This is a genomic window from Megasphaera stantonii (assembly GCF_003367905.1).
Classification (GTDB): domain Bacteria; phylum Bacillota; class Negativicutes; order Veillonellales; family Megasphaeraceae; genus Megasphaera; species Megasphaera stantonii.
The window spans coordinates 1,275,504-1,297,960 of record NZ_CP029462.1; the positions used below are offsets into that span (position 1 = coordinate 1,275,504).

Annotated in this window: 14 protein-coding genes and 3 rRNA genes; 3 read left to right on the forward strand and 14 right to left on the reverse strand. The window is 53.0% G+C overall.

What is annotated here, in order from left to right; translation table 11 throughout:
• The first annotated feature begins 220 nt into the window (after window positions 1-220).
• A complete protein-coding gene (locus tag DKB62_RS05985; RefSeq protein ID WP_087478781.1) occupies window positions 221-904 on the forward strand; it encodes a response regulator transcription factor in 684 nt (227 codons plus the stop codon).
• The gene (locus tag DKB62_RS05990) at window positions 888-2,336 is read left to right on the forward strand and encodes a sensor histidine kinase (RefSeq protein ID WP_087478780.1); all 1,449 of its coding nucleotides are present in this window, start codon (window positions 888-890) and stop codon (window positions 2,334-2,336) included. The genes DKB62_RS05985 and DKB62_RS05990 overlap by 17 nt, the downstream gene beginning before the upstream one ends.
• Before the next feature lie 516 nt (window positions 2,337-2,852).
• Here DKB62_RS05990 and rrf read toward each other — a convergent pair.
• From rrf to DKB62_RS06045, 11 genes are all read right to left on the reverse strand, one after another.
• Window positions 2,853-2,969, reverse strand: a 5S ribosomal RNA gene (gene rrf / locus DKB62_RS05995).
• Between the two features lie 184 nt (window positions 2,970-3,153).
• Window positions 3,154-6,062 (reverse strand): 23S ribosomal RNA (locus DKB62_RS06000).
• A 225-nt stretch (window positions 6,063-6,287) separates the two neighbouring features.
• Window positions 6,288-7,852, reverse strand: a 16S ribosomal RNA gene (locus DKB62_RS06005).
• Together the 16S, 23S and 5S rRNA genes form the textbook arrangement of a ribosomal RNA operon.
• 418 nt (window positions 7,853-8,270) lie before the next feature.
• Window positions 8,271-8,714 carry a flavodoxin family protein gene (locus DKB62_RS06010; RefSeq protein WP_157949754.1) on the reverse strand — a complete coding sequence of 148 codons (444 nt, stop codon included), beginning with the start codon at window positions 8,712-8,714 and terminating at the stop codon, window positions 8,271-8,273.
• Between the two features lie 153 nt (window positions 8,715-8,867).
• Window positions 8,868-10,022 (reverse strand): amidohydrolase, encoded by a 1,155-nt coding sequence (locus DKB62_RS06015; RefSeq protein ID WP_107196792.1) that lies wholly within the window; start codon window positions 10,020-10,022, stop codon window positions 8,868-8,870.
• Window positions 10,023-10,041: 19 nt separating this feature from the next.
• Window positions 10,042-10,977, reverse strand: a complete 936-nt coding sequence (locus tag DKB62_RS06020; RefSeq protein WP_107196794.1) for a S66 peptidase family protein — start codon at window positions 10,975-10,977, stop codon at window positions 10,042-10,044.
• A gap of 5 nt (window positions 10,978-10,982) precedes the next feature.
• Complete coding sequence (locus tag DKB62_RS06025) at window positions 10,983-12,575, reverse strand: peptide ABC transporter substrate-binding protein (protein ID WP_107196791.1); 1,593 nt, start codon at window positions 12,573-12,575, stop codon at window positions 10,983-10,985.
• Window positions 12,575-13,543 carry an ABC transporter ATP-binding protein gene (locus tag DKB62_RS06030; protein WP_107196790.1) on the reverse strand — a complete coding sequence of 323 codons (969 nt, stop codon included), beginning with the start codon at window positions 13,541-13,543 and terminating at the stop codon, window positions 12,575-12,577. Before DKB62_RS06030 ends, DKB62_RS06025 begins: the two co-directional genes overlap by 1 nt.
• Window positions 13,530-14,525 carry an ABC transporter ATP-binding protein gene (locus DKB62_RS06035; protein ID WP_107196789.1) on the reverse strand — a complete coding sequence of 332 codons (996 nt, stop codon included), beginning with the start codon at window positions 14,523-14,525 and terminating at the stop codon, window positions 13,530-13,532. The genes DKB62_RS06030 and DKB62_RS06035 overlap by 14 nt, the downstream gene beginning before the upstream one ends.
• Window positions 14,522-15,436: an ABC transporter permease gene (locus DKB62_RS06040; RefSeq protein WP_198643559.1), complete on the reverse strand. Its 915-nt coding sequence runs from the start codon at window positions 15,434-15,436 to the stop codon at window positions 14,522-14,524. The genes DKB62_RS06035 and DKB62_RS06040 overlap by 4 nt, the downstream gene beginning before the upstream one ends.
• Before the next feature lie 2 nt (window positions 15,437-15,438).
• Window positions 15,439-16,371 carry an ABC transporter permease gene (locus tag DKB62_RS06045; RefSeq protein WP_107196787.1) on the reverse strand — a complete coding sequence of 311 codons (933 nt, stop codon included), beginning with the start codon at window positions 16,369-16,371 and terminating at the stop codon, window positions 15,439-15,441.
• Window positions 16,372-16,602: 231 nt separating this feature from the next.
• On the opposite strand from DKB62_RS06045, the gene DKB62_RS06050 reads away from it, so the two are divergent.
• Window positions 16,603-17,805, forward strand: a complete 1,203-nt coding sequence (locus DKB62_RS06050) for an MFS transporter (protein WP_107196786.1) — start codon at window positions 16,603-16,605, stop codon at window positions 17,803-17,805.
• A gap of 55 nt (window positions 17,806-17,860) precedes the next feature.
• On the opposite strand, the gene DKB62_RS06055 is transcribed toward DKB62_RS06050, so the two are convergent.
• From DKB62_RS06055 to DKB62_RS12800, 3 genes are all read right to left on the reverse strand, one after another.
• Window positions 17,861-19,030 (reverse strand): autotransporter domain-containing protein, encoded by a 1,170-nt coding sequence (locus DKB62_RS06055; RefSeq protein ID WP_107196785.1) that lies wholly within the window; start codon window positions 19,028-19,030, stop codon window positions 17,861-17,863.
• Between the two features lie 233 nt (window positions 19,031-19,263).
• Window positions 19,264-20,745, reverse strand: coding sequence for a helix-turn-helix domain-containing protein (locus DKB62_RS06060; RefSeq protein ID WP_107196784.1), 1,482 nt, complete (start codon window positions 20,743-20,745; stop codon window positions 19,264-19,266).
• Window positions 20,746-20,896: 151 nt separating this feature from the next.
• A complete protein-coding gene (locus tag DKB62_RS12800) occupies window positions 20,897-21,853 on the reverse strand; it encodes a GntP family permease (RefSeq protein WP_157949752.1) in 957 nt (318 codons plus the stop codon).
• Between the last annotated feature and the right edge of the window lie 604 nt (window positions 21,854-22,457).

The window sequence follows — 22,457 nt, forward strand, 5'->3', positions numbered from 1 at the left end:
GCTATTATATTATTATACCATTAATTGCGCCTGTTCTTGAAGGCTTGCAGCGACATTATCTTCATTTTCTCCAGATTTCTCCAACCCATCCTCTCATGGATATGACTAAGAAGAATATGTTTCGTTTTGTTTATGTCCGATTCGCAAAGGCGAGTACCAAAATAGTCATAGATGAGGTATAATAAGAAGTAATGTACTCGTGATTCAGGAGGATTATGGTATGGCTGAAAAAGCACAAATTTTAATTGTCGAAGATGAAAAACAAATTGCTCGTTTTCTTCAGATGGAGCTCGAACACGAAGGCTACGAGTGCGGCATCGAAACGAACGGAGCCGCGGCGCTGGACCGCATCGGCCAGGATCATTTCGATTTGATTTTACTGGACGTCATGCTTCCCGACATCGACGGCCTGACGATCTGCCGCCGGACCCGCGAACTATCCAACGTCCCCATCATGATGCTGTCGGCAAAGGACGACGTCGAAACGAAGGTCGCCAGCCTGGACTTAGGAGCCAACGACTATCTGACGAAGCCCTTCAACAGCAAGGAATTATTCGCCCGCATCCGCGTGCTCCTGCGCGAACGGGACTATAAGCCGGCTGACGAAAACTTCCTGCAGCTCCAGGACATGATGCTGTATTTGGACCGCCACGAAGTCGTCATCGGCACGCAGAAAATCATTTTGACGAAGAAAGAATTTGAACTCTTGTCCTATTTAATCCGCAATAAAAACATCGTGCTGACCAGAGACCGCATCGTAGAAGAAGTATGGGGATACGATTATATTGGCGACACGAACGTCGTCGACGTGTATATCCGCTATATTCGCAGCAAGCTCGGCAAGGAAAAAGGACGGGAATACATTCAGACCATCCGCGGAGTAGGATATGTGGCAAAGGATTAAACAGGCAATACTGCAGCATCCGACCTTCGCGCCCCTGCCGCTCTTCGCCAAAATGGTGCTCCTCTATTCTTCCATCGTATTCTTTATCCTCATCGTCGTATCGGTCATCACCGTCGCCAGCATTCATTACATCATGAACGACTCCATTAAAGAGGATTTGGAATCGAGCGCGCAAAACACCGTAGCCTATTTGGATTCGTACGGCAAAGTCGACTCTTCCGTCTTCGTCCGGTCCAATCTGCCCAATTTCGTTACCCTGCAAATTTACAACGGCGCCGGCAAATTGGTTTTGGATAATTGCCCGACTCATACGATAAAAAAATTGAGCGACCGCCATATCGACGAGGATATTCAGGATAAAACGGTAAACGCCCTGCCGACGACGATACAGGGCAGCGAAACGACGGAGTTTTCCTATTACAAAAAATGGGACGGCGACGACGGCAAGAGCTACTACCTGCGGTTCTCCCGCCAGCCTGATAAGGAAAACGACTTCATTACCCTGCTGTCCAAGCAGCTGCTGGCGTCTATCCTCATCTGCTTGGCCCTGACCGTTCTGACCGGCATGTACCTGATGAAAAAGTCCCTGGCGCCGCTGCGCATCATCAACGACACGCTGGAAACCATCGAGGTCAACCAGCTCGATAACCGCATTACCCTGTCAGATAACCGCAACGAGCTGCACGACTTAGCCGTTACGATCAACCAGGCCTTAGACCGCATCGAATACGGCTATAAACAGCAGCAGCAATTTATCAGCGACGCGTCGCACGAGCTGCGCACGCCGATTACCGTCATCGCCGGCTACGCGGACCTGCTGGACCGCTGGGGAAAAAACGACCCTGCCGTGCTGCAGGAAAGCATTACGACCATCAAGCAGGAAACGGAATACATGCGCCAACTCATCGAGCGCCTGTTGTTCTTCGCCCGCACGAACAGCGGCACGCTGAAGAAGCACTTCGCCGACATCAACACGGCCAAGCTGCTCCAGGATGTGTACAACGAAGTGACCCTGCTGGATCATGACCATAAAATCACGATTGTGGAAAACGACGAAGCGACGATTTATGCCGAGCCGGGCAGCGTAAAGCAAATGCTGCGAATCTTCGTCGACAACGCAGTCAAATACACGCCTGCCGGCGGAAACATCACCCTGTCCTGCCGCCGCGACGGCGACAACGTATACTATTCCGTATCGGACACGGGCATCGGCATTCCCGAAAAGGATATCGACAGGGTATTTGAACGATTTTACCGCGTCGAACAATCCCGGGCAAAAGAAACAGGCGGCTCCGGCCTAGGCTTATCCATCGCCCAATATATCGCAAAAGGGAATAACGCCGAGCTCTCGCTGAAAAGCAAATTAAATGAAGGAACGACGATTTCCGTTATATTTCCCGTGAAGAAAGAAGAAGAAATAACTGAAGAGTAAAGAGTACCCCCGCTGTCTTATTTGCAGAGACAGCGGGGGTACTTTATGTTTCGCGTCGTGTCATCTTGTTTAGGGTATCGTCATCAAGGCTTCGAATCGGCAGGCTTTGCAGCATAAGCCTATCAGCATTCTATCTTATGTGTCCCGATTCGAAGTAAGCGACTCATTACCGTTTGCGCGTCGCTTCGCTCCTTCAAACGGTGTTCCCTGCTTATGCTTACTCTAGGAACCTGGAAGGATAGAAAGCCGCACATATACAAAAAAAGAACGCATACATGTCGTATACGTCTCCTCCTGGCGGTCGTCGCACCTATCAGTCGGGTCTGCACACATGAATACTTCTTCATGACATGTGCTGCTTACGTACGGACCCGACATAAGTGACTCACACTCGTTTGCGCGTCGCTTTCGCTCCTTCAAACGAGGTTCGCTACTTATCCCAGGGCAAGCCCTGGGTAGATGGGAGGTCATTGTATACAAAAAGAGAGCAGTGCCAATGCACTGCTCTCTTTTTGTAATCAGCGGCTTCCTATCCTCCCAGGGGGCCTCCCCCCAAGTACTTTCGGCGTTTGCGGGCTTAACTGCTGTGTTCGGCATGGGAACAGGTGGATCCCCGCAGCTATCGCCACTGAATTTTTCCTAAGGGCCCGTGCCCTTACAACTGCATAAAACGAACTTCCTTAACGAGCCTCCGCTCTGTTTACGGTTCCTTTCTCAGAACCTGCTTCCAGATTCCCTCACCCACTCCCTCCGGGAGTAAGCGACTCGCTCCTGTTTGTGCGTCGCTTCTCAGCTCCTTCAAACAGGGCTCCCTGCTTAAGTCAAGCCCTCGGTCTATTAGTACCGGTCCGCTCCGTGCATCACTGCACTTCCACTCCCGGCCTATCTACCATGTCGTCTTCATGGGACCTTACTTGCTTTCACAATGAGAAACCTCATCTTTAGGCTGGTTTCACGCTTAGATGCTTTCAGCGTTTATCCGTCCCGGACGTAGCTACCCAGCTGCACGGCTGGCGCCATGACTGGTACACCATTGGTCCGTCCACTCCGGTCCTCTCGTACTAGGAGCAGCCCCTTTCAAGTTTCTTCCGCCCGCGATGGATAGGGACCGAACTGTCTCACGACGTTCTGAACCCAGCTCGCGTACCACTTTAATGGGCGAACAGCCCAACCCTTGGGACCTACTTCAGCCCCAGGATGTGATGAGCCGACATCGAGGTGCCAAACCTCCCCGTCGATATGGACTCTTGGGAGAGATAAGCCTGTTATCCCCAGGGTAGCTTTTATCCGTTGAGCGATGGCAATTCCACTCTCTACCACCGGATCACTAAGCCCGACTTTCGTCCCTGCTCGACCTGTCCGTCTCGCAGTCAAGCTCCCTTCTGCCTTTACACTCTTCGCGCGGTTTCCGTCCGCGCTGAGGGAACCTTTGGGCGCCTCCGTTGCTCTTTCGGAGGCGACCGCCCCAGTCAAACTGCCCGCCTGAGACTGTCCAAAGACTCGTTACGTCTCTCGTTAGAATCCCAATAAAACAAGGTTGGTATCCCACCAGCGGCTCTGCGGATACTGGCGTATCCGTTTCTCAGCCTCCCAACTATCCTGTACATCTCTTACCGGAATCCAATCTCAGGTTACAGTAAAGCTCCATGGGGTCTTTCTGTCCAGTCGCGGGTAACCTGCATCTTCACAGGTACTTCAATTTCACCGGGTCCCTCGTTGAGACAGTGCCCAAATCGTTACACCTTTCGTGCGGGTCGGAACTTACCCGACAAGGAATTTCGCTACCTTAGGACCGTTATAGTTACGGCCGCCGTTTACTGGGGCTTCAATTCTCTGCTTCGCCTTATGGCTAACACGTCCTCTTAACCTTCCAGCACCGGGCAGGTGTCAGCATCTATACGTCAGCTTTCGCTTTAGCAGACGCCTGTGTTTGTGGTAAACAGTCGCTTGGGCCTCTCTTCTGCCGCCTATTCCTGCTCCCTGCGTTTCTGCAGCTCACATACTTTAGGCTATCCTTTTCCCGAAGTTACGGATACATTTTGCCGAGTTCCTTAACGAGGGTTTTCCCGCGCACCTTAGAATTCTCTTCCTGCCTACCTGTGTCGGTTTCGGTACGGGCGCCTGAGTCCTCACTAGAAGCTTTTCTCGACAGCCTAGTTCCTGCCCCTTCGCCATTGTCTCCAATGGCTCCCCATCACTTCTCGGCTTTTAGTATGGCGGATTTGCCTGCCACACAACCTACCAGCTTGGACGTGCTCTTCCAATCGCACGCGCGCATTCCTTTCTGTGTCACTCCTTCGCTCAAACAGACTCCTGCGGTACAGGAATTTCAACCTGTTGTCCATCTCCTACGCGTCTCCGCCTCGGATTAGGTCCCGACTTACCCTGGGTCGACGATCGTTGCCCAGGAACCCTTAGGCTTTCGGTGGAAAGGATTCTCACCTTTCTTTTCGCTACTCATACCGGCATTCTCTCTTCCTGCCTGTCCACCTGTCCTTCCGGTCAGGCTTCTCCCATGCAGGAACGCTCCCCTACCCAAGTATCTTTCGATACTTGCCAAAGCTTCGGTTCCGTACTTTAGCCCCGGTCATCTTCGGCGCAGAGTCTCTCGACCAGTGAGCTATTACGCACTCTTTTAATGGTGGCTGCTTCTAAGCCAACATCCTGGTTGTTTTCGAAATTCCACATCCTTCGCCACTTAGTACGGCATTGGGACCTTAGCTGTTGGTCTGGGCTGTTTCCCTCTTGACTACGGGCCTTATTACTCGCAGTCTGACTCCCATGTATAAGTACAGCCATTCGCAGTTTGATTAAGTTCGGTAGCCGGACAGGCCCCTACCTCGTTCAGTGCTCTACCGCCTGTACTCTTACCATGAGGCTAGCCCTAAAGCTATTTCGGGGAGAACCAGCTATCTCCACGTTCGATTGGCATTTCACCCCTACCCACATCTCATCCAAAAGCTTTTCAACGCTCACTGGTTCGGTCCTCCACACATTTTTACCTGTGCTTCAACCTGGACATGGGTAGATCACTGTGGTTTCGGGTCTACTGCTACCAACTTATCGCCCTGTTCAGACTCGCTTTCGCTTCGGCTCCGCGTTTTCCGCTTAACCTCGCTGGCAACAGTAACTCGCCGGTTCATTCTTCAATAGGCACGCCGTCGCGCATGTAAAGCGCTCCGACTGTTTGTAGACATACGGTTTCAGGTTCTCTTTCATTCCCCTCCCGGGTTCTTTTCACCGTTCCCTCACGGTACTATTCGCTATCGGTCCATATCAGTGTTTCGCCTTGGAGGGTGGTCCCCCTGCTTCCCACAAGGTTCCTCGTGCCCCGTGGTACTCTGGATCCTGCTCCATGGTCTTCCTTACGCTTACCGGGCTCTCACCGTCTCTGGCCCAGTTTCCCAACTGGTTCTGCTTCGTCCAACCATTTGTTAGCAGTCCGCAACCCCACAGCGGTTTCCCGCTCTGGTTTGGGCTCTGCCCTCTTCGCTCGCCGCTACTGAGGGTATCTCTGTTGATTCCTTTTCCTCCGGCTACTTAGATGTTTCAGTTCACCGGGTTCCCTTCCTTTCGGATGACAGCACTCCTGCTGCCGGGTTTCCCCATTCGGACACCTGCGGGTCTCTGGTTACTTGCACCTCACCGCAGCTTTTCGCAGCTTATCGCGTCCTTCATCGGCTGATATGGCCAAGGCATCCGCCGTACGCCCTTACTTGCTTGACTTTATGTCTTCACCGTTTTTCAGAGTTTCTTCGGTTCGTTAAGTCTTTCTCTTTTCTTCAAAAAGAGGTTTGTTCGTTTCGTTTTATGCAGTTGTCAAGGTACGGGTCTTTCATCTTTTGCTTGAGAGGTTCATGGCCTCTCAAAACTGAACAATGTGTACGTACGTCAGAATGCCGACCTGAAGTTTCGTAACGTCTTCCTCAGAATCCGTTACTTCTTCCCTAGAAAGGAGGTGATCCAGCCGCACCTTCCGATACGGCTACCTTGTTACGACTTCACCCCAATCATCGCCCCCACCTTCGACGGCTGGCTCCGTAAGGTTACCTCACCGGCTTCGGGTGTGAATGACTTTCGTGGTGTGACGGGCGGTGTGTACAAGGCCCGGGAACGTATTCACCGCAGTATGCTGACCTGCGATTACTAGCGATTCCTGCTTCATGCAGGCGGGTTGCAGCCTGCAATCCGAACTGGGACTCTGTTTTTGGGGTTTGCTCCGGATCGCTCCTTCGCGTCCCTCTATTAAGAGCCATTGTAGTACGTGTGTAGCCCAAGCCATAAGGGGCATGATGACTTGACGTCATCCCCGCCTTCCTCCGCATTGTCTGCGGCAGTCTCTCCTGAGTCCCCGCCATGACGCGCTGGCAACAGAAGATAGGGGTTGCGCTCGTTGCGGGACTTAACCCAACATCTCACGACACGAGCTGACGACAGCCGTGCACCACCTGTTTTCGCGTCTTCCGAAGAAGAACTCTCCATCTCTGGAGATAGCACTCAATGTCAAGGCTTGGTAAGGTTCTTCGCGTTGCGTCGAATTAAACCACATACTCCACCGCTTGTGCGGGCCCCCGTCAATTCCTTTGAGTTTCAGCCTTGCGGCCGTACTCCCCAGGCGGGATACTTATTGCGTTAACTCCGGCACAGGAGGGGTCGATACCCCCTACACCTAGTATCCATCGTTTACGGCCAGGACTACCGGGGTATCTAATCCCGTTCGCTCCCCTGGCTTTCGCGCCTCAGCGTCAGTTGTCGTCCAGAAAGCCGCTTTCGCCACTGGTGTTCCTCCTAATATCTACGCATTTCACCGCTACACTAGGAATTCCGCTTTCCTCTCCGACACTCCAGTCTCACAGTTTCCGTCCCCTCACGGGGTTAAGCCCCGCACTTTTAAGACAGACTTATGAAACCGCCTGCGCGCCCTTTACGCCCAATAATTCCGGACAACGCTTGCCACCTACGTATTACCGCGGCTGCTGGCACGTAGTTAGCCGTGGCTTTCTCTTACGGTACCGTCATTCTAATGTGGTATTGGCACACTAGCCGTTCGTCCCGTATAACAGAGCTTTACAACCCGAAGGCCGTCTTCGCTCACGCGGCGTTGCTCCGTCAGGCTTTCGCCCATTGCGGAAGATTCCCCACTGCTGCCTCCCGTAGGAGTCTGGACCGTGTCTCAGTTCCAATGTGGCCGTTCATCCTCTCAGACCGGCTACTGATCGTCGCCTTGGTGGGCCGTTACCCCTCCAACTAGCTAATCAGACGCAAGCCCCTCCCCGGCGGTAGCATATTCAGAGGCCACCTTTCTTCCCACTGCCATGCGGCAATGAAAACGTATTCGGTATTAGCAGCCGTTTCCAGCTGTTGTCCCCATCCGGAGGGCAGGTTGCTTACGCGTTACTCACCCGTTTGCCACTAGAGTCCATAGGAAGCAAGCTTCCCATGTCCTCCCGTTCGACTTGCATGTGTTAAGCACGCCGCCAGCGTTCGTCCTGAGCCAGGATCAAACTCTCCATGATATGTGAAGAGCTGATTGCTCGTTCTTACTTATTATTGGTGTTACCTGTTTTGAAATCTTATTGCTAAGACCTCGCACTCTGGCGTATTGTTTCGTATCACATTGTTCAGTTTTCAAAGGCCATGCCGTCTCGCGACGACTTGTATATCTTACCAGACTCGCCCGGGCTTGTCAAGCACTTTTTTGAAGTTCTTTTCAAGCGAACCGGCTATCCGGCCTGCCGCGGCGTCCTGCCGCAACAGCTTGTTTAGTATATCCCCTTTTCGTCCTGTTGTCAAGAGATTTTTCCTACAAAAATGTGTGTTTCGGAAAAACACCTGGTAAACGCCGCATCAGGCCGTCTCGTTTAAATGGCGGCAACAAAAAACGCTAAAGAAATCCAATGGATTTCTTTAGCGAGTCCGTACAAATACAAGCGATTAAACTCCGGCGCCCATCAAGCGGTCAAGCGTATTTTCTGCAAAGTCCCGAGCAAAAGCCCGCGCTTTCTGATCACTTTCTTCTTTATTATCTTCCCGTTCCGTCGGCGTGACATAGGTGCCGACGATTTTGCAGCCCGAAGGAAGGACATCGATGACGGTGCGCAAAATTTTCGCCGAGTCGTCGGAGAAGGGTCCGCTCTGCACTGTGACAAATACGGCGACGTTTTTATTATCCAATTGTTCCAAAGCCTGCGCAGCGCCGGCGTCTACGGCATCGCCGTCAGCCCAGCAGCCCAAAAAAACGCAGTCGTAGGAGTTGATGTCGGCCGGCATTTCTTCAACGGGCAGGCACGGCGTACCTTCCGGCAGTCCGCTTACGACGTGTTCGGCAATTTTTTTCGTTCTTCCTGTATGAGACGAGTACAATACGATAGATTTCATGATGTGATCACTTCCCTCTTCTTTCTTAAGACGTTCCGTAAAATGATAATGAAATATCATCTTGCCTAAAGTATATTATTGAGGTGTTCTTTTGTCAATATATCTCATCACGTTTTACTCATACATTTTTTGCCAGTTCACAAAGAAAAAAATTCACAACAAGACTTCTTTGCCATTCTTTTCATTCATGACTTCTACAGCCACCATAGCCATCGCTTTAGCCCCTACTAAGGCCTGCATTTTCCCCAGCTCGCTGCCTGCTGCCGCGGCGAATTTCTCCGTATGAGCCGCCGCGTCGTAGCAAATGCAGATTTCCGGCTGACAAGCCCGCGTGACCTGGCTCACGTTGCCTACGTCGCTGGAACCGTCGGCATAATCATCGCCCTTTACATCGAAGGGTTCATGGAGGGCGTTAAAGGCTTCGGCAAAATATACGTTCATTTTGGCATCTTGTATCATATTTTTATACAGCGGCTCATAATGAACCATCGCGACCTCGGCCCCGTGCGCCTGGGCAACAGCTTGAGCCAGCTCGCGAATCTGCGGCAGCATGACCGTTTCTAAATACTGCGCGTCGAGAGCCCGTATCGTAGCCCGCATTACCGCTTTATCGGGGACGATATTGGGCGCGATGCCGCCGTCCGTAATGATAGCGCCAATCAGATGGGTTTCCGTCCATGTCTGTTCCAGGTCTTTCAGCTGCCGATAAAAATCGACAAGGGCATCCAGCGCGTTGATTCCCTCGTATTCCCTGTCGGCAATATGGGCGGCCTTGCCCAAAAAGGTAAATTCCATCGGATGAGAGGCATACGACGTGCCGCCGATGCTGGTCGTATCGGCACAGGGATGAAGAATCACAGCAGCGTCCAATTCATCAAATACGCCCTGGTCGCTCATATACACCTTGCTGCCTGCCGTTTCTTCCGCCGGACAGCCGTATACATGGACAGTCGCGCCGGCGCCGCAGACAGCGGCAAAGGCCAGGGCCGCCCCGACGCTCATAGCTGCGATGAGATTGTGCCCGCATCCATGGCCAATCTCCGGAAGGGCGTCGTACTCCGCTAAAAATCCCATGTGAAACGGCCCGTCTCCCCACGAAGCATGAAAGGCTGTCGGAAACGCTTCGGGCACGACGTCTTCCACCGTAAAGCCGGCGTCGCCCAGTACCTTCCGCAAATAGGACGACGCCAAATATTCGCTGCCGCCCAATTCGGGATGGGCGTGTATGTAGTCGGCAATTTCATAAATTAAGGACTGCAGCTCGTCGACCTTTCGGCAAGCTGCTTCCTTCATCTTCTGCTTATCCATGTCAATCTCCCTTTCTGCTTCAGAATGTCGGCGCAGTAATGGCCAGCTCCGCTCCGTCCGCCGTACTGCGCAGCCAGGCAGTCGCACCGAAGGGAAGCCAGGCGTTATGCCGGCCATGACCGGCAGGAAAGCCCCAAAGGGACGGCTTTCCCCAGCGCTGGGCGTATTGGAATACGACTTCCTTTACGGTGAACTCATACTCGCTCTTCTGCGTCGGCTCACAGTGGGCAAAATCGCCGAAGACAAAGGCCGCTGCCCGCTCGGACAATCCTGACTGCTCAAACTGGCACAGCATCCGGTCCAGGGCATAGGCGTCTTCGCCGATTTCTTCCAGCAGCACGACGGCAGCCGTGCCGTCCAGCTCATACGGCGTCCCCGTCAGGACCGACAGGAGCATCATGTTGCCGCCGCACAAGGGACCGGAAACGCAGCCCGGTACGATAGGCTCCAGCATAGTTCCTTCGGGAAGGGAAAGGGATCGCGCCGAAAAGGGCGACTGCAGCCCCTGGGCAAACTGCTCCCGCGTATAGTCCGACGCCGTATGGCCCAAGGACATGGCCATGGCGCAGTGGACAGTCGCCATGCGGCAGCGCTGCTGAAACGCCGTGTGCAGGGCCGTAATGTCGCTGAACCCCATAAATAATTTAGGATGGGCCGCAATGAAATCATAATCCAGAAGCGGCAGCAGCCGGGCCGCCCCATATCCGCCGCGCAGGCAGAGCACGGCGGACACGCCGTCGTCGCCGAAGGCTTCGTGAATATCCTGCGCCCGCAGCTCATCCGTGCCGGCCAAGTAGCCCCAATGCGCGCCGACAGACCGTCCCAGCTTGACGTCATAGCCTAAGGATCGTATGAAATCGACGCCTTCCTGCAAATCGTCGTCCGCCAGGGCAGCCGACGGCGCTACGATGACAATCGTATCGCCTGGCCGCAGCGGTTTCGGAAAAGTATACATGCAGTTCATCCTTTCTGATCTTCTAAGTAGGCCCGTTTAAAATCGACGACGCCCAAGGGCGACCAATGATAGCCCTTGACATAGGGCTGCACGACGTAGGGCTGCGTCGTATAGTAAATCGGGATGATGACGCAGTCGTCGAACAAAATTTGTTCGGCTTCGTGCATATACTGCCGGCGCAGCGCCGGGTCGTTGGTCTCCTTAGCCGCCTGTACCAGATTATTATATATAACATTATGATAGCGGGCGTCGTTATCCCTATCTGCAAACACGTCTAAAAACGTCATCGGGTCGACGTAGTCGGCAATCCACGACGCCCGGGCAATTTGGTAATCGCCTTGGCTGCGCGTCGCCAGGAACACCTTTGATTCCTGATTCGCCAAAAAGACATCGGCTCCCAGCGCGTCCTTCCACATGGACTGCATCGCTTCTGCGATGGCCTTGTGCATTTCATTCGTATTGAATAAAATCGTCACCTCCGGCAGCGGATGGTCTTCGTCATATCCGGCAGCTTTCAGATATGCTCGGGCAGCCGCCTCGTCTTCGACAGCTAAATCGCCGCCTTCTTCACGAAAATCGCGGCCCGTCTTTTCATCGACAATTCCCGGCGGCACCCAGGCGTAGGCCGCTTCCTTCTGAGCCCGCACGACATAGCGCACCAGCTCTTCCCGCCGCACGGCCGCCGCAAAGGCCCGGCGGACGTTCACGTCGTCAAAGGGCGGCTTCTGCACGTTGAATACATAGTAATACGAGCCAAGGTACGGCGCAATCTTATACAGCCCCAGCGCCTCTAATCGTTCCTGTTCCGACGGCGGCGGCTCGACGGTCATATTGGCCTGTCCGCTTTCTACCAGCGTGAGGCGCGTCGCCTGAGAGTCGCTGATGGGAAATTCAAGACGGTCCAAAACGACGGCGCCGGCATCCCAATAGGCGTCGTTTTTCACCATATCAATTTGGCTGGAATGATTCCAAGCCGTAATCTTATAAGGCCCGCTGCACACCATCGTCTCTGCGTCAGCCGCCCACGTATCAGGCCGGGCTTCGACGACGTGCTTCGGCACGGGGTAATAGCAGTGGAAGGCCGTCAAATTGAGAAAGTAGGCCGTCGGGTTCGTCAGCCGCACCTGCAGGGTCTTATCATCCAAGGCAGTGACGCCCACTTCGTCAGCTCGGGCCTGCCGGTTAAAATACGCTTCGGCCTTATCAATGCAGAACAGCATGTAGGCGTTTTCCGAAGCGACGTCCGGATTCAGCACCCGCTTCCACGAGTATTCAATATCCTGGGCCGTAATCGGCGTGCCGTCGCTCCAGCAGATGCCGTCGCGCAGATAAAACGTATATACCTTGCCGTCCGGCGAAATCTGCCACGAAGCGGCCAGGGCCGGCTGCGGCACGTCATGGTCATCTAAGCGGGTCAGCCCCTCGAAAATCTGCAGCTCCACGTTGCTTTCCGGCAGGGCCGTCGTCATCGCCGGGTCCAGGCGCGACGGCTCGGCTTCCAGCACATAGCTTACCGTATCGGGACGGGGCGCAGCCCCGCAGCCCCAGCAGGCCACCAACAGCAGCCCCAGGCCGATAGCCGCCAATATCCGTTTCATCATAGGCCCTCCTCTGCCACGGCGTGGCAGGCGACGTACCGCTCCGGCCGCACCTTTCGCCACAGGGGCTCTTCCCGGCGGCACCGGTCCGACGCATAGGGACAGCGCGGATGAAATACGCAGCCTGACGGCACGTCGAAGGGCCCGGGAATTTCCCCTTCGACGACGACGCGCCGCTTGTATCCCGGGTCGGGACGCGGCACGGCGGAAATCAGCAGCTTCGTATAAGGATGAAGGGGCCGGTGAAACACGTCGCCGCCCGGTCCCAGCTCGACGAGGCGTCCCAAATACATGACGCCGATACGGCGGCTGACATGATGCACCATAGCCAAATCATGGGAAATAAACAAATACGCCAATCCCAGCTCCTGCTGCAGCCGCTTCAGCATATTGACGATCTGCACCTGCACGGATACGTCGAGGGCCGAAATGGGCTCATCGCAGAACACGCATTCCGGCTTCAAGGCCAGGGCGCGGGCGATGCCGACGCGCTGCCGCTGGCCGCCGCTGAATTCATGGGGATAGCGCTGGGCCGCTTCGGCCCGCAAGTCGACCATCTCCAAGAGAGCCTCTACGGTCTTCCGCCGTTCCGACGCCGTAGGGCAAAGGCCGTAGTTCCGCAGGGGTTCACTGATAATATCGCCGACGGTCATACGGGGGTCCAAGGACGAATAGGGGTCCTGAAAAATCATCTGGACGCAGCGCCGGTACGCTTTGGCCGCATCGGCCTCTGCCGTATCCCGTCCCTTATATAATACCTGTCCGCCCGTCTTTTCATACAGTCCCAGTACGGTGCGGGCAAAGGTCGATTTGCCGCAGCCCGATTCGCCGACTAAGCCGACGGTCTCGCCCGGCCGTATAGCCAGCGATACGTCGCGCACAGCCGTCACTACCTTATTCGGCCGTCCCAGCCAGTCCCGGCCTGCGACGAATTGCTTCGTAATATGAACAGCCTCAATCAGATTCACAGGCCTTCCTCCTTTCCGGGCACAGAAGCCAGCATGCCGCGCGATGGCCGCCGCCCAGCTCGTACGGCGGCGGCAGGCTATGCGTACAGATGCGCATGGCCTGCGGACAGCGGCGATAAAAGCGGCAGCCTGCCGGCATATGGAACAAATCGGGAGCCTGTCCGTCGATGCCCGTCAGCTCCTTATCCGGCCGCGACGGGTCCGGCAGCGACGCCAGCAGCCCCTGCGTATACGGATGGGCAGGCCGATAAAAAATATCTTCTACAGCCCCTTCTTCTACGACACAGCCGGCGTACATGACGTATACGCGCCGGCACATCTGGGCGATGACGCCGAGGTTGTGGGAAATAAGGACGACGGCCATGTCCAGCTGCTTCTGCAGCTCCTGAATCAGCGCCAATACCTGCGCTTCCGTCGTCACGTCGAGAGCTGTCGTCGGCTCGTCGGCGAAGAGCAGCCGCGGCTCGCCGGCCAAGGCCATGGCGATGAGGCAGCGCTGGCGCATGCCGCCGGACAGCTCATGGGGATATTGGCCCAACCGCTTTTCCGGATTTGTAATCCCGACGGCCCGCAGCAGCGCCAGGGCCCGTTCATCCCGTTCCTTCCGGCTCTTGAATTTCGCCGGGTCCAGGCCTTCGCAAATCTGGCTGCCTATCGTCAGCACCGGATTCAGCGAGGTCATAGGGTCCTGGAATACCATAGCCATCTGCCGGCCCCGCAATGCGTTCATATCCCCCTCGCGCAAGGGCAGTATATCCCGGCCGTCCCAGTAAATATGGCCGTTCGTATACATCGCCGTTTCTTCCGGCAGCAGCTTCATCGCCGACTGGGCCGTAATGGATTTGCCGCAGCCCGATTCGCCGACAATGCCCACGGTCTCGCCGGGGTATACCTGCCATGACACCTCATGCAGCCCTTCGAGGATGCCGCGGTACGTGCGGAACGACACGGACAGCCCATCGATTTCTAATAACGGCTTCATCGGCTACCCTCCTTCTGGTTTTGCGGGTCTAAGGCGTCGCGCAGGCCGTCGCCGAGAAACATGAATCCCAGCATGGTCAGGCTCAGGGCAGCCGCCGGAAAGAACAGCTGGAACGGGAAGGAACGCATGCTGTTGATGCCTTCCGAGGCCAGTACGCCCCAGCTGGCCATGGGCGCTGATACGCCCAGGCCGATAAAGCTCAGAAAAGCCTCCGTAAAAATAGCGTCAGGAATGGATAAGGTCAACGTGACGATGATCGGGCCAACGCAGTTGGGAATCATGTGGCGGCGCAGAATCTGCCACGTCGACGCGCCGCAGGACCGCGCGGCCAGCACGTAATCCTGCTGCTTTAAGCTCAGTATCTGGCCGCGGACGATGCGGGCCATGTTGAGCCAGTACGATATGCCCAGGGCCAGGTAAATATTGAGCAGGCCCGGACGAAATACTACCATGAGCAGGATGACGTACAACAGCATAGGAATCGAATACAAGACGTCGACAATATGCATCATGATCCGTTCCGTCCGGCCGCCGACAAGGCCGGCGACGCCGCCGTACAAGACGCCGATGCATACGTTGATCAGGCTGGCAACCAAACCGATGGACAAGGAAATGCGCGCGCCGTACAGGACGCGGACGAACAAATCCCGTCCCAGCGCATCGGTACCGAACCAGTGCTCCCGCGACGGCCAGGCATTGGCCATGGTGAAATTCTGCGCGTCATACGTATACGGCGACAGCCACGGCCCGACGACGGCCAATACAGTCATGACGGCGACGATCGCCATGCCCCAGAGGGCCAGCCGATTTTTTTTCATCTGCCGCCAGCCCCGCTCGCGCAGCTTCTGCGGCGGAACATAGGGCTCCAGGCGCGCTTCCGGCCCGATGGGCTCAAATTCACGAGCGTCCATGGTCATTCCCCCTTACGCGATTTCAAGGCAATCCGCGGGTCCAGCAGCGGATACACCAGATCTACCAATAAATTCATCAGCATGATAAGAAAGCTGTAAAAAATCGTAATCCCCAATATGACCGTATAATCGCGGTTATATATGCTGGTAACAAAATGCCGCCCCAGACCGGGAATGGCGAACATGGACTCGACGATAAAGCTGCCCGTCAGCAAGGCCGCCGCCAAGGGGCCGATGTAGCTGACGACCGGAAGCAGGGCGTTGCGCAGGGCGTGGCGGCACAGGAGGGAGTATTTGCCTGCGCCGCGGGAGCGGGCCGTGCGTATATAGTCCTGTCCCAGCGCGTCGAGCACGCTGGAACGGGTCAAGCGCATGACGAAGGCCGTCGGGTGGGCTGCCAGAGCCAACGCCGGCAGGATGACGTAGGACGGCCCCTTCCACATCGCCGCCGGCAGCACGGGCCAGGTAAAGGCGAACAGCTGCACCAGCAGCGCCGCGATGATAAAGCTGGGAACAGATACGCCGAAGGTCGCCCCAAGCATCAGGGCGTAATCGAGCCAGCGGTTCTTGTGCCAGGCTGCGGCCAGACCGGCCGCCACGCCGACGCCGACGGCCAGGCACAGGCTGATGCACCCCAAGGCGGCCGATACGGGAAAGGTTTCGGCGATGATGTCGTTCACCGTGCGGCCAGGATATTTATAAGACGGGCCCAAATCCAACACGGCGGCCCGGCCGACGTAATCGGCATACTGTTTCCAGAGCGGGTCGTTCAGATGGTATCGGGCCTCGATGTTTTCCATGACGGCCGGCGGCAGCTTCTTTTCCTGCGTAAAGGGGCCTCCCGGTATGGCGTGCATCAGCCCGAAGGTAATCGTAATAATAGCCCACAGCACGACGGCAGCGCCGGCTATGCGCTTCAGGAGATATATAATCATGCAGCGTTCCTTCTTTTCAAATCTTGTCCTTCCGCAGGAAAAAGGCGGCGCCATGCCCGCCCGTCGCCATGCGGTGTCTTTATTATATAAGTCCGGCATGAATTCAGCAAGACCATAAGACGGGTCTATCATTTTCCAAAAAGTTGCAGTATAATGAACGTACTCAAATAGATTATTATAAGTATATAAAGAAATATATAGAATGTTCCATATAAAAGAGGCGAATCGATCATGAATTGGAAAGTCTGTTTAGCCATATTAACCTGCAACGTCGTGTTCATGTCTTCCAGCTACACGATGCTCATTCCTTTTCTGCCCATGTATTTGACGCGGGAGCTGGGCGTAGACGCGTCTTCGGTCAATATCTGGTCTGGCGTCGTCTTTTCGTCGACCTTTGCCGTCAGCGCGATCATGGCTCCGATTTGGGGACGCCTGGCCGATAAGAAGGGCAAGCGGCTCATGGCGATCCGTTCCAGCCTGCTGCTGGCGATCAGCTATTTTCTCGGCGGCATCGTCACCTCGCCGCTGCAGCTGACGTTCATGCGCATGTTCCAGGGCTTTGCCGCAGGCCTGTGGCCTATGGAGCTGGCTATTATGACGACGTACGCGCCGCCTAAAAAGCTGGGCATCTGCCTGGGCGTCATGCAGGGCGCCCTGACGGCCGGCGGGGTCATCGGCCCCCTGTTCGGCGGGCTGCTGGCGGAAATCTTCGGCATGCGCATGTCCTTTTTCCTCGCCGCAGGCGCTTTATTCCTAAACTTTCTCATCCTCGTATTCTTCATCAAGGAACCGCCTGATACGGACGCTCCGGCAGAAACGACGAAGGCCGCCGCGCCGGCAGAAGAGGGCAGCCTGTGGCATCATCCCCTCATCCGCAACATGCTGATCTTCGCCGTCTTCGTGCAGATGGTCATCCTCATCATCCAGCCCGTCCTGACGACGTACGTAACGGAATTGGCCGGCCACCTGGACAACCTGATCTTCATTTCCGGCCTCGTCTTCTCCTTGGGCGGCTTTGCCAGCGCCGTTTCATCGCCCTTGTGGGGCCGGTTCGGCCAGCACCACGGCTTCCACACGTCGCTGACCTACGCCTTGTTCGCCACGAGCCTCGTATTCTTCCTGCAAGCCGTGCCCGACGACCTCTATTACTTCGCCGCAACGCAGTTTGCCATCGGCCTGTTCTTCTCCGGCATTTATCCGTCCATCAACGCGATTTTAGCGGAAAACACGACGGCCCACATGAAAGGCCGCGTCTTCGGCCTCCTCTTTTCAGCTCAGCAGATCGGTTCTATGGCCGGGCCCCTTCTCGGCGGGGTCATTGCGACCTTCGTCGGCATCAAATTCGTCTTCGTCCTGGCCGGCGTCATCGTGCTCATCATGAGCATCTTCGCCCGCCGTCAGCAAAAAATCGCCATGCGGCAATATCACCCATAACGAAAAACATCCCGTAAGCCTGTCCGGCAGTTATAGCCGACGCGCCTGCGGGATGTTATTTTTTTGCTTCTTTATTTGCGTCCTTATCGTGTTTTAAGGAACGTTCGTCCTCTTTGAGCTTTTTGAACTCTTCCCGGTCTTCCTTTTTTGCGCCGCCCCAGCGCAGGACCAGACCTCCGGTTACGCTCCACGTCTGTTTCATATCAGGGCCGAAGCGCCGCGTCAGCTCGCCCCAAATCGTATTGCCCTGGCCCATGGTGAAAGACGTGCCGACAGTCATATTGTACCAAGATGACGGCCCCGACCCCAGCGACACGGAAGCCGAATCGCCGCTCTGCACATTCTTCCCTTCTCCGTACAGGGGGCCGGTAAAATCGCGCTGCACTTCGAACCGGCCGTAGGCCAGCCCCTCATTGCCGCGAATGCGATAGGTTTTTCCAGCCATGAGTCCGGCCTTTCCCGTAAGCAGCGTCTGATTCTTCGGCGTGTACACCGCTGTCGTCCCTACGGACGGCAGATTCATATAGCCGAAGGACACGCCGACCTGGGGCTCCCAAAAGAAGCTGTCTGCGGCAAACTTCGTCTGGTACCAGCGCAGGCCCAGCGCCGGCATCCACGTCCGATACGATTCCGACCGGCTCTGGCCGGCCTCGTCCGTATAAGACAAGTGATTCCGCAGGCTCGTCACTCGAAACACGCCTTCTATGCGGTGGGAGTCCGCGCCCTCCCACGACGTGTACCAAGCCGCGCCGTATTTCTTCATGGCCGACGACGCGCCGCCGTACGATATATCGCCGGAGTCATAGCTGCTCAAATACGCGTTCGAAGACCCCGACAAGTAAAACAGCCCCTGCCGCATCGTGCCGCCGCGCCAATTCCACACGCGCCCCGCTTCGTAGCCCAGCTGCATGGAGCTGTAATCCTGGGACAGCGAGGCGCTGCCATAGCGGGGAAATACGTCGCTGCGGTAGAAAAACTTTACCGACCAGTCCGAGGCATCCGTCGGCAGCTGCATGCCTTTAAATGCCGCAAACCGGCTGTCGTCAATGCGCCGCCATATCAAGTCGTCCTCTATGCGGTAAGCGTTGACGGCCCCAATCTGCCCGGCCGCAATAGAATAGGCAGTCTGCCGCCAGTCGCTGGATTCGGCAGCATGAACAGAAATGGTGAAATTGACAAGAAGGCAAATGACCGCAAGCCCTTTCTTTTCCCGCTGTCTGAGCATACTCCGTCCTCTCCTTTCACTTCTCATGTAAACGGGACAGCCGACGCTTCGCTCCTGACTGCCTGTCTATTTTTGCAAATAGATAAAAATCGTATCCCCATAGTGAAAGAGATACGATTTTAATTACTCACTTCATAACACATTAGCTATATATCATCTTATTACGTTCATTTTACATCATATACCATTCTTGTCAATATACCTTATGAGTGCCATATCATATTATCAACATACTATTCCTTAAATAAAAACTCAATTAAAAAATAGTATTTTTTATATAGCTCTTCTAGTTCTTTCGCAGTATATTCTTTATAATGCTTTGACTTTGTCAGATTATCAAAATATGCCTGGAATGAATTTAACAGCATCGTATTTTTGATAAAATATATCGGCAAGGTGTCCGGATGAATCAGCTGGATGTTCTTCTTTAAAAATCCTGTAGAATAACTCGTGTTAAACGACAAATTTATAAAATTAGTGCCGCTATATTTCTCCGTTGTAGGCAGTAATACGCCGAACGTAATATTAGGATTGGATTGAATCAACTTCAATACATGTTTAATATGAAGCTTTCGTTCCTCAATTGTCATTTGATAGGGAAAATCGGTTAAATTAATATTTCCCGTTTCCAAATATCTAACAATCGAATTAGTAGGCAGCATAAATCGCAGCGGTACTTTTTCCAAGAGATTCTTGAAAAGATTTTGAACTCTTTGAACCCATTCCACGTCGGCCATTCCCAAATTGCCGACTTTTGCCTTCTCAATCATCGAATTGAATACCTCGTCAGGAAGGAGAAATTCAAAGCCGTTCACGCAAAAAAAGAAAAATTTTTGTGAAGCGTAGAATTGATCGCGAAATCCAAACCGCGTCATTCCCAATGTCTGCTTCGGCTCCAAAATAACGGGCTGACTCGCCATAAATTGCTTGCATTTTGTATATACTGAATGAGCTTGCTTTAAATCAGCACTTGATGTACAAATTTCAATTTCACCAGCTGCGTTCACACTATAAAAAATAACAAATTCATTATTGATTGCAATTATATTATTATAAGCATTAGATTTCTTTTCATATATAGTAAAATCATAATTCAGCAAATCGTTCAAACATTGAAACAATATTTCAGCCGCGCCAATCGCACCCTTTTCCAATTCAGAAAGGTCTAAAAATACATGTATATCGCAAGGCCAATGATTTAATTTAATGTCATAAAAAATCTGCCAAAAGTGATTTTTAGCCAAATTGAAGAATTCTCCTGTAATGATGATAGTTGGCGGTACAGTACTTTCTTCTAACTTTTCTTTGATTATTTTTTGCAAAAAAGCAAAGCATTCCGCTTTTCCCAAAACAATTTTATCATCAGTAATATTAGAGATGCTAACCCCTTTTTTACACTCTAAAGAACTGCGGTACGCACAACTAAGGCTCTGATAAATTTCAAAGGCTACATTTTCTTGTTCAATTGATTCTCTGCCTAAAAAATGTTCAGCAAAAGCTTCTAAGTTATTTTGCTTAATGATAATTTCTGAAAGAAACCGGGCAATCTCTTGATTAATTCGATCTACATTTTTAGCTGCTGGCAGGCGAATCCCTGTCGTCCATTTACTAACATATGACAAATCATAGCCAATGGCATGAGATAGGGCTGCATATTTAATCTGTGAAAAATTAAGCAACTCCTTTAACACCAAAGAATAACTTTCTTTTTTCATCACGCTCATCACCTTTACCTTACAACAACTACTAACGAACAATGTTTGTATACAGTATACCAAAATGCAACGCATATTGTACACAAAAACAATCAACTTGCACAAAAAACCCCAAGCCTGAATAGTTACAGTTCAGGCTTGGGGCATAATATCAAACAATACCAGTGACCATATACAGGAATACAGCAAAGAATGCCATGGCAAATTTCAATAGTGTAACACCAAAAATATCTTTATACGATTCTTTATGAGTCAACCCGCAAATAGCTAAGGTCGTAATAATGGCCCCATTATGAGGCAGCGTATCCATGCCGCCTGCAGCCATAGACGCAACGCGGTGCAATACTTCAGGCGGAATTCCAGCTGCCTGCGTCGCTTCCAGCCAATGAGCGCTGAAAATTTCCAAGGCAATCCCCAAGCCGCCAGTCGCCGAACCAGTAATAGCCGCTAATACGTTAACCATAATCGCTGCGTTCAGCAGAGGCATGCCTTCTCCAACGCTATACAACGAATTGGCTATTTCCGTAAAACCGGGCAGCGAAGAAATAACACTTCCGTAACCGACTTCCGACGCTGTGTTCATAACAGCCAGCAACGAACCGATCGCACCGGCATTTAAAGCCGATTTAATACTGATATTCTTAGGCATAAACCGATAGCCTAAGCCAATAGCCAGCAAGATGGAGACGATAAGCCCGATAATCAGCGCCCAAATCGAGATAACGCTGCTAATCGCTTTTGTCGCCAAAGGCAATCCCATCTTTTGGAAGGGCTCGATCATGGAAGGATCCCATTTGTAAATAAAGGAGAGATAGAAACTTACAGCCAGTACCGTAATCAGAGGCAGAATCGAAAAATACCATGGCGGCGTCGGCTGATCCGGGTCGATAGTCGCTTCATTCAGCGTATGATTTCCATAGCCTTCGCCATGTTTTTCAGCAACTTTTTTCCGCCAATTAATGTAGATATAACACAAGGCCAGCGTCATAATGCCGCAAATAGTACCCAGTGTAGGAGCAGCGTAAATAGTCGTTCCCAAGTATACCGTCGGAATAATATTTTGCAGCTGCGGAGTTCCCGGAGCCGAGTCCATAACCATTGTCAGCAAACCAGCTGTTAATGCTCATGTACGGTAAGGAAGCAAGCAACCGAAAACAAGAGATAGACCGCCAGCACTACACTATTCCGAACCAAAGACCAAAAGATAAGCATTGTGGGAAAATCTAAACTTTTGGATTTTCCTACAATGCCAACTACGGCGGAATCCCTCCCACTCCTTATATCTTTCTGTATACATTGAATTTGTATTTAGTAAAATGCAGACAACACCACGGATCGGCTTTTGGTTGGACAATTCCAACCAAACACCACAGCAGACAGCAGAAAACATTCTGAACGCTAGGAAGCCGGTATGATTGTTACATATAAGGGGAAGAAAAATTTCTTTTAGGTACTTGCTTTCCTAAAACTGATGTGATACAATGATTTAATCCAGAAAAGGAGTAAAAAATATGCGGCAAGGTATTCTTAAATAAAACTATAATCAAATAGTGGGAACAAAGGATTATGATAGCTCCTTTTGTAGGGGCTTAGTTTTTTGTACCCAATTTAAGAATACTTTTGCCTTATCAATTTTGACATATCCCCAAAAACAGCAATCACAAACAGGTGTATGCTGTATATGTGTATGTCCGCAACTTATAATCCCAGTG

Coding starts and splice junctions, on each gene's coding strand:
- DKB62_RS06015 (WP_107196792.1), bottom strand. CDS start 10,022: ATGGATAAGCAGAAGATGAAGGAAGCAGCTTGCCGAAAGGTCGACGAG.
- DKB62_RS05985 (WP_087478781.1), top strand. CDS start 221: ATGGCTGAAAAAGCACAAATTTTAATTGTCGAAGATGAAAAACAAATT.
- DKB62_RS06025 (WP_107196791.1), bottom strand. CDS start 12,575: ATGAAACGGATATTGGCGGCTATCGGCCTGGGGCTGCTGTTGGTGGCC.
- DKB62_RS06010 (WP_157949754.1), bottom strand. CDS start 8,714: ATGAAATCTATCGTATTGTACTCGTCTCATACAGGAAGAACGAAAAAA.
- DKB62_RS06060 (WP_107196784.1), bottom strand. CDS start 20,745: ATGAAAAAAGAAAGTTATTCTTTGGTGTTAAAGGAGTTGCTTAATTTT.
- DKB62_RS06050 (WP_107196786.1), top strand. CDS start 16,603: ATGAATTGGAAAGTCTGTTTAGCCATATTAACCTGCAACGTCGTGTTC.
- DKB62_RS05990 (WP_087478780.1), top strand. CDS start 888: ATGTGGCAAAGGATTAAACAGGCAATACTGCAGCATCCGACCTTCGCG.
- DKB62_RS06020 (WP_107196794.1), bottom strand. CDS start 10,977: ATGTATACTTTTCCGAAACCGCTGCGGCCAGGCGATACGATTGTCATC.
- DKB62_RS06055 (WP_107196785.1), bottom strand. CDS start 19,030: ATGCTCAGACAGCGGGAAAAGAAAGGGCTTGCGGTCATTTGCCTTCTT.
- DKB62_RS06045 (WP_107196787.1), bottom strand. CDS start 16,371: ATGATTATATATCTCCTGAAGCGCATAGCCGGCGCTGCCGTCGTGCTG.
- DKB62_RS06035 (WP_107196789.1), bottom strand. CDS start 14,525: ATGAAGCCGTTATTAGAAATCGATGGGCTGTCCGTGTCGTTCCGCACG.
- DKB62_RS06040 (WP_198643559.1), bottom strand. CDS start 15,436: ATGGACGCTCGTGAATTTGAGCCCATCGGGCCGGAAGCGCGCCTGGAG.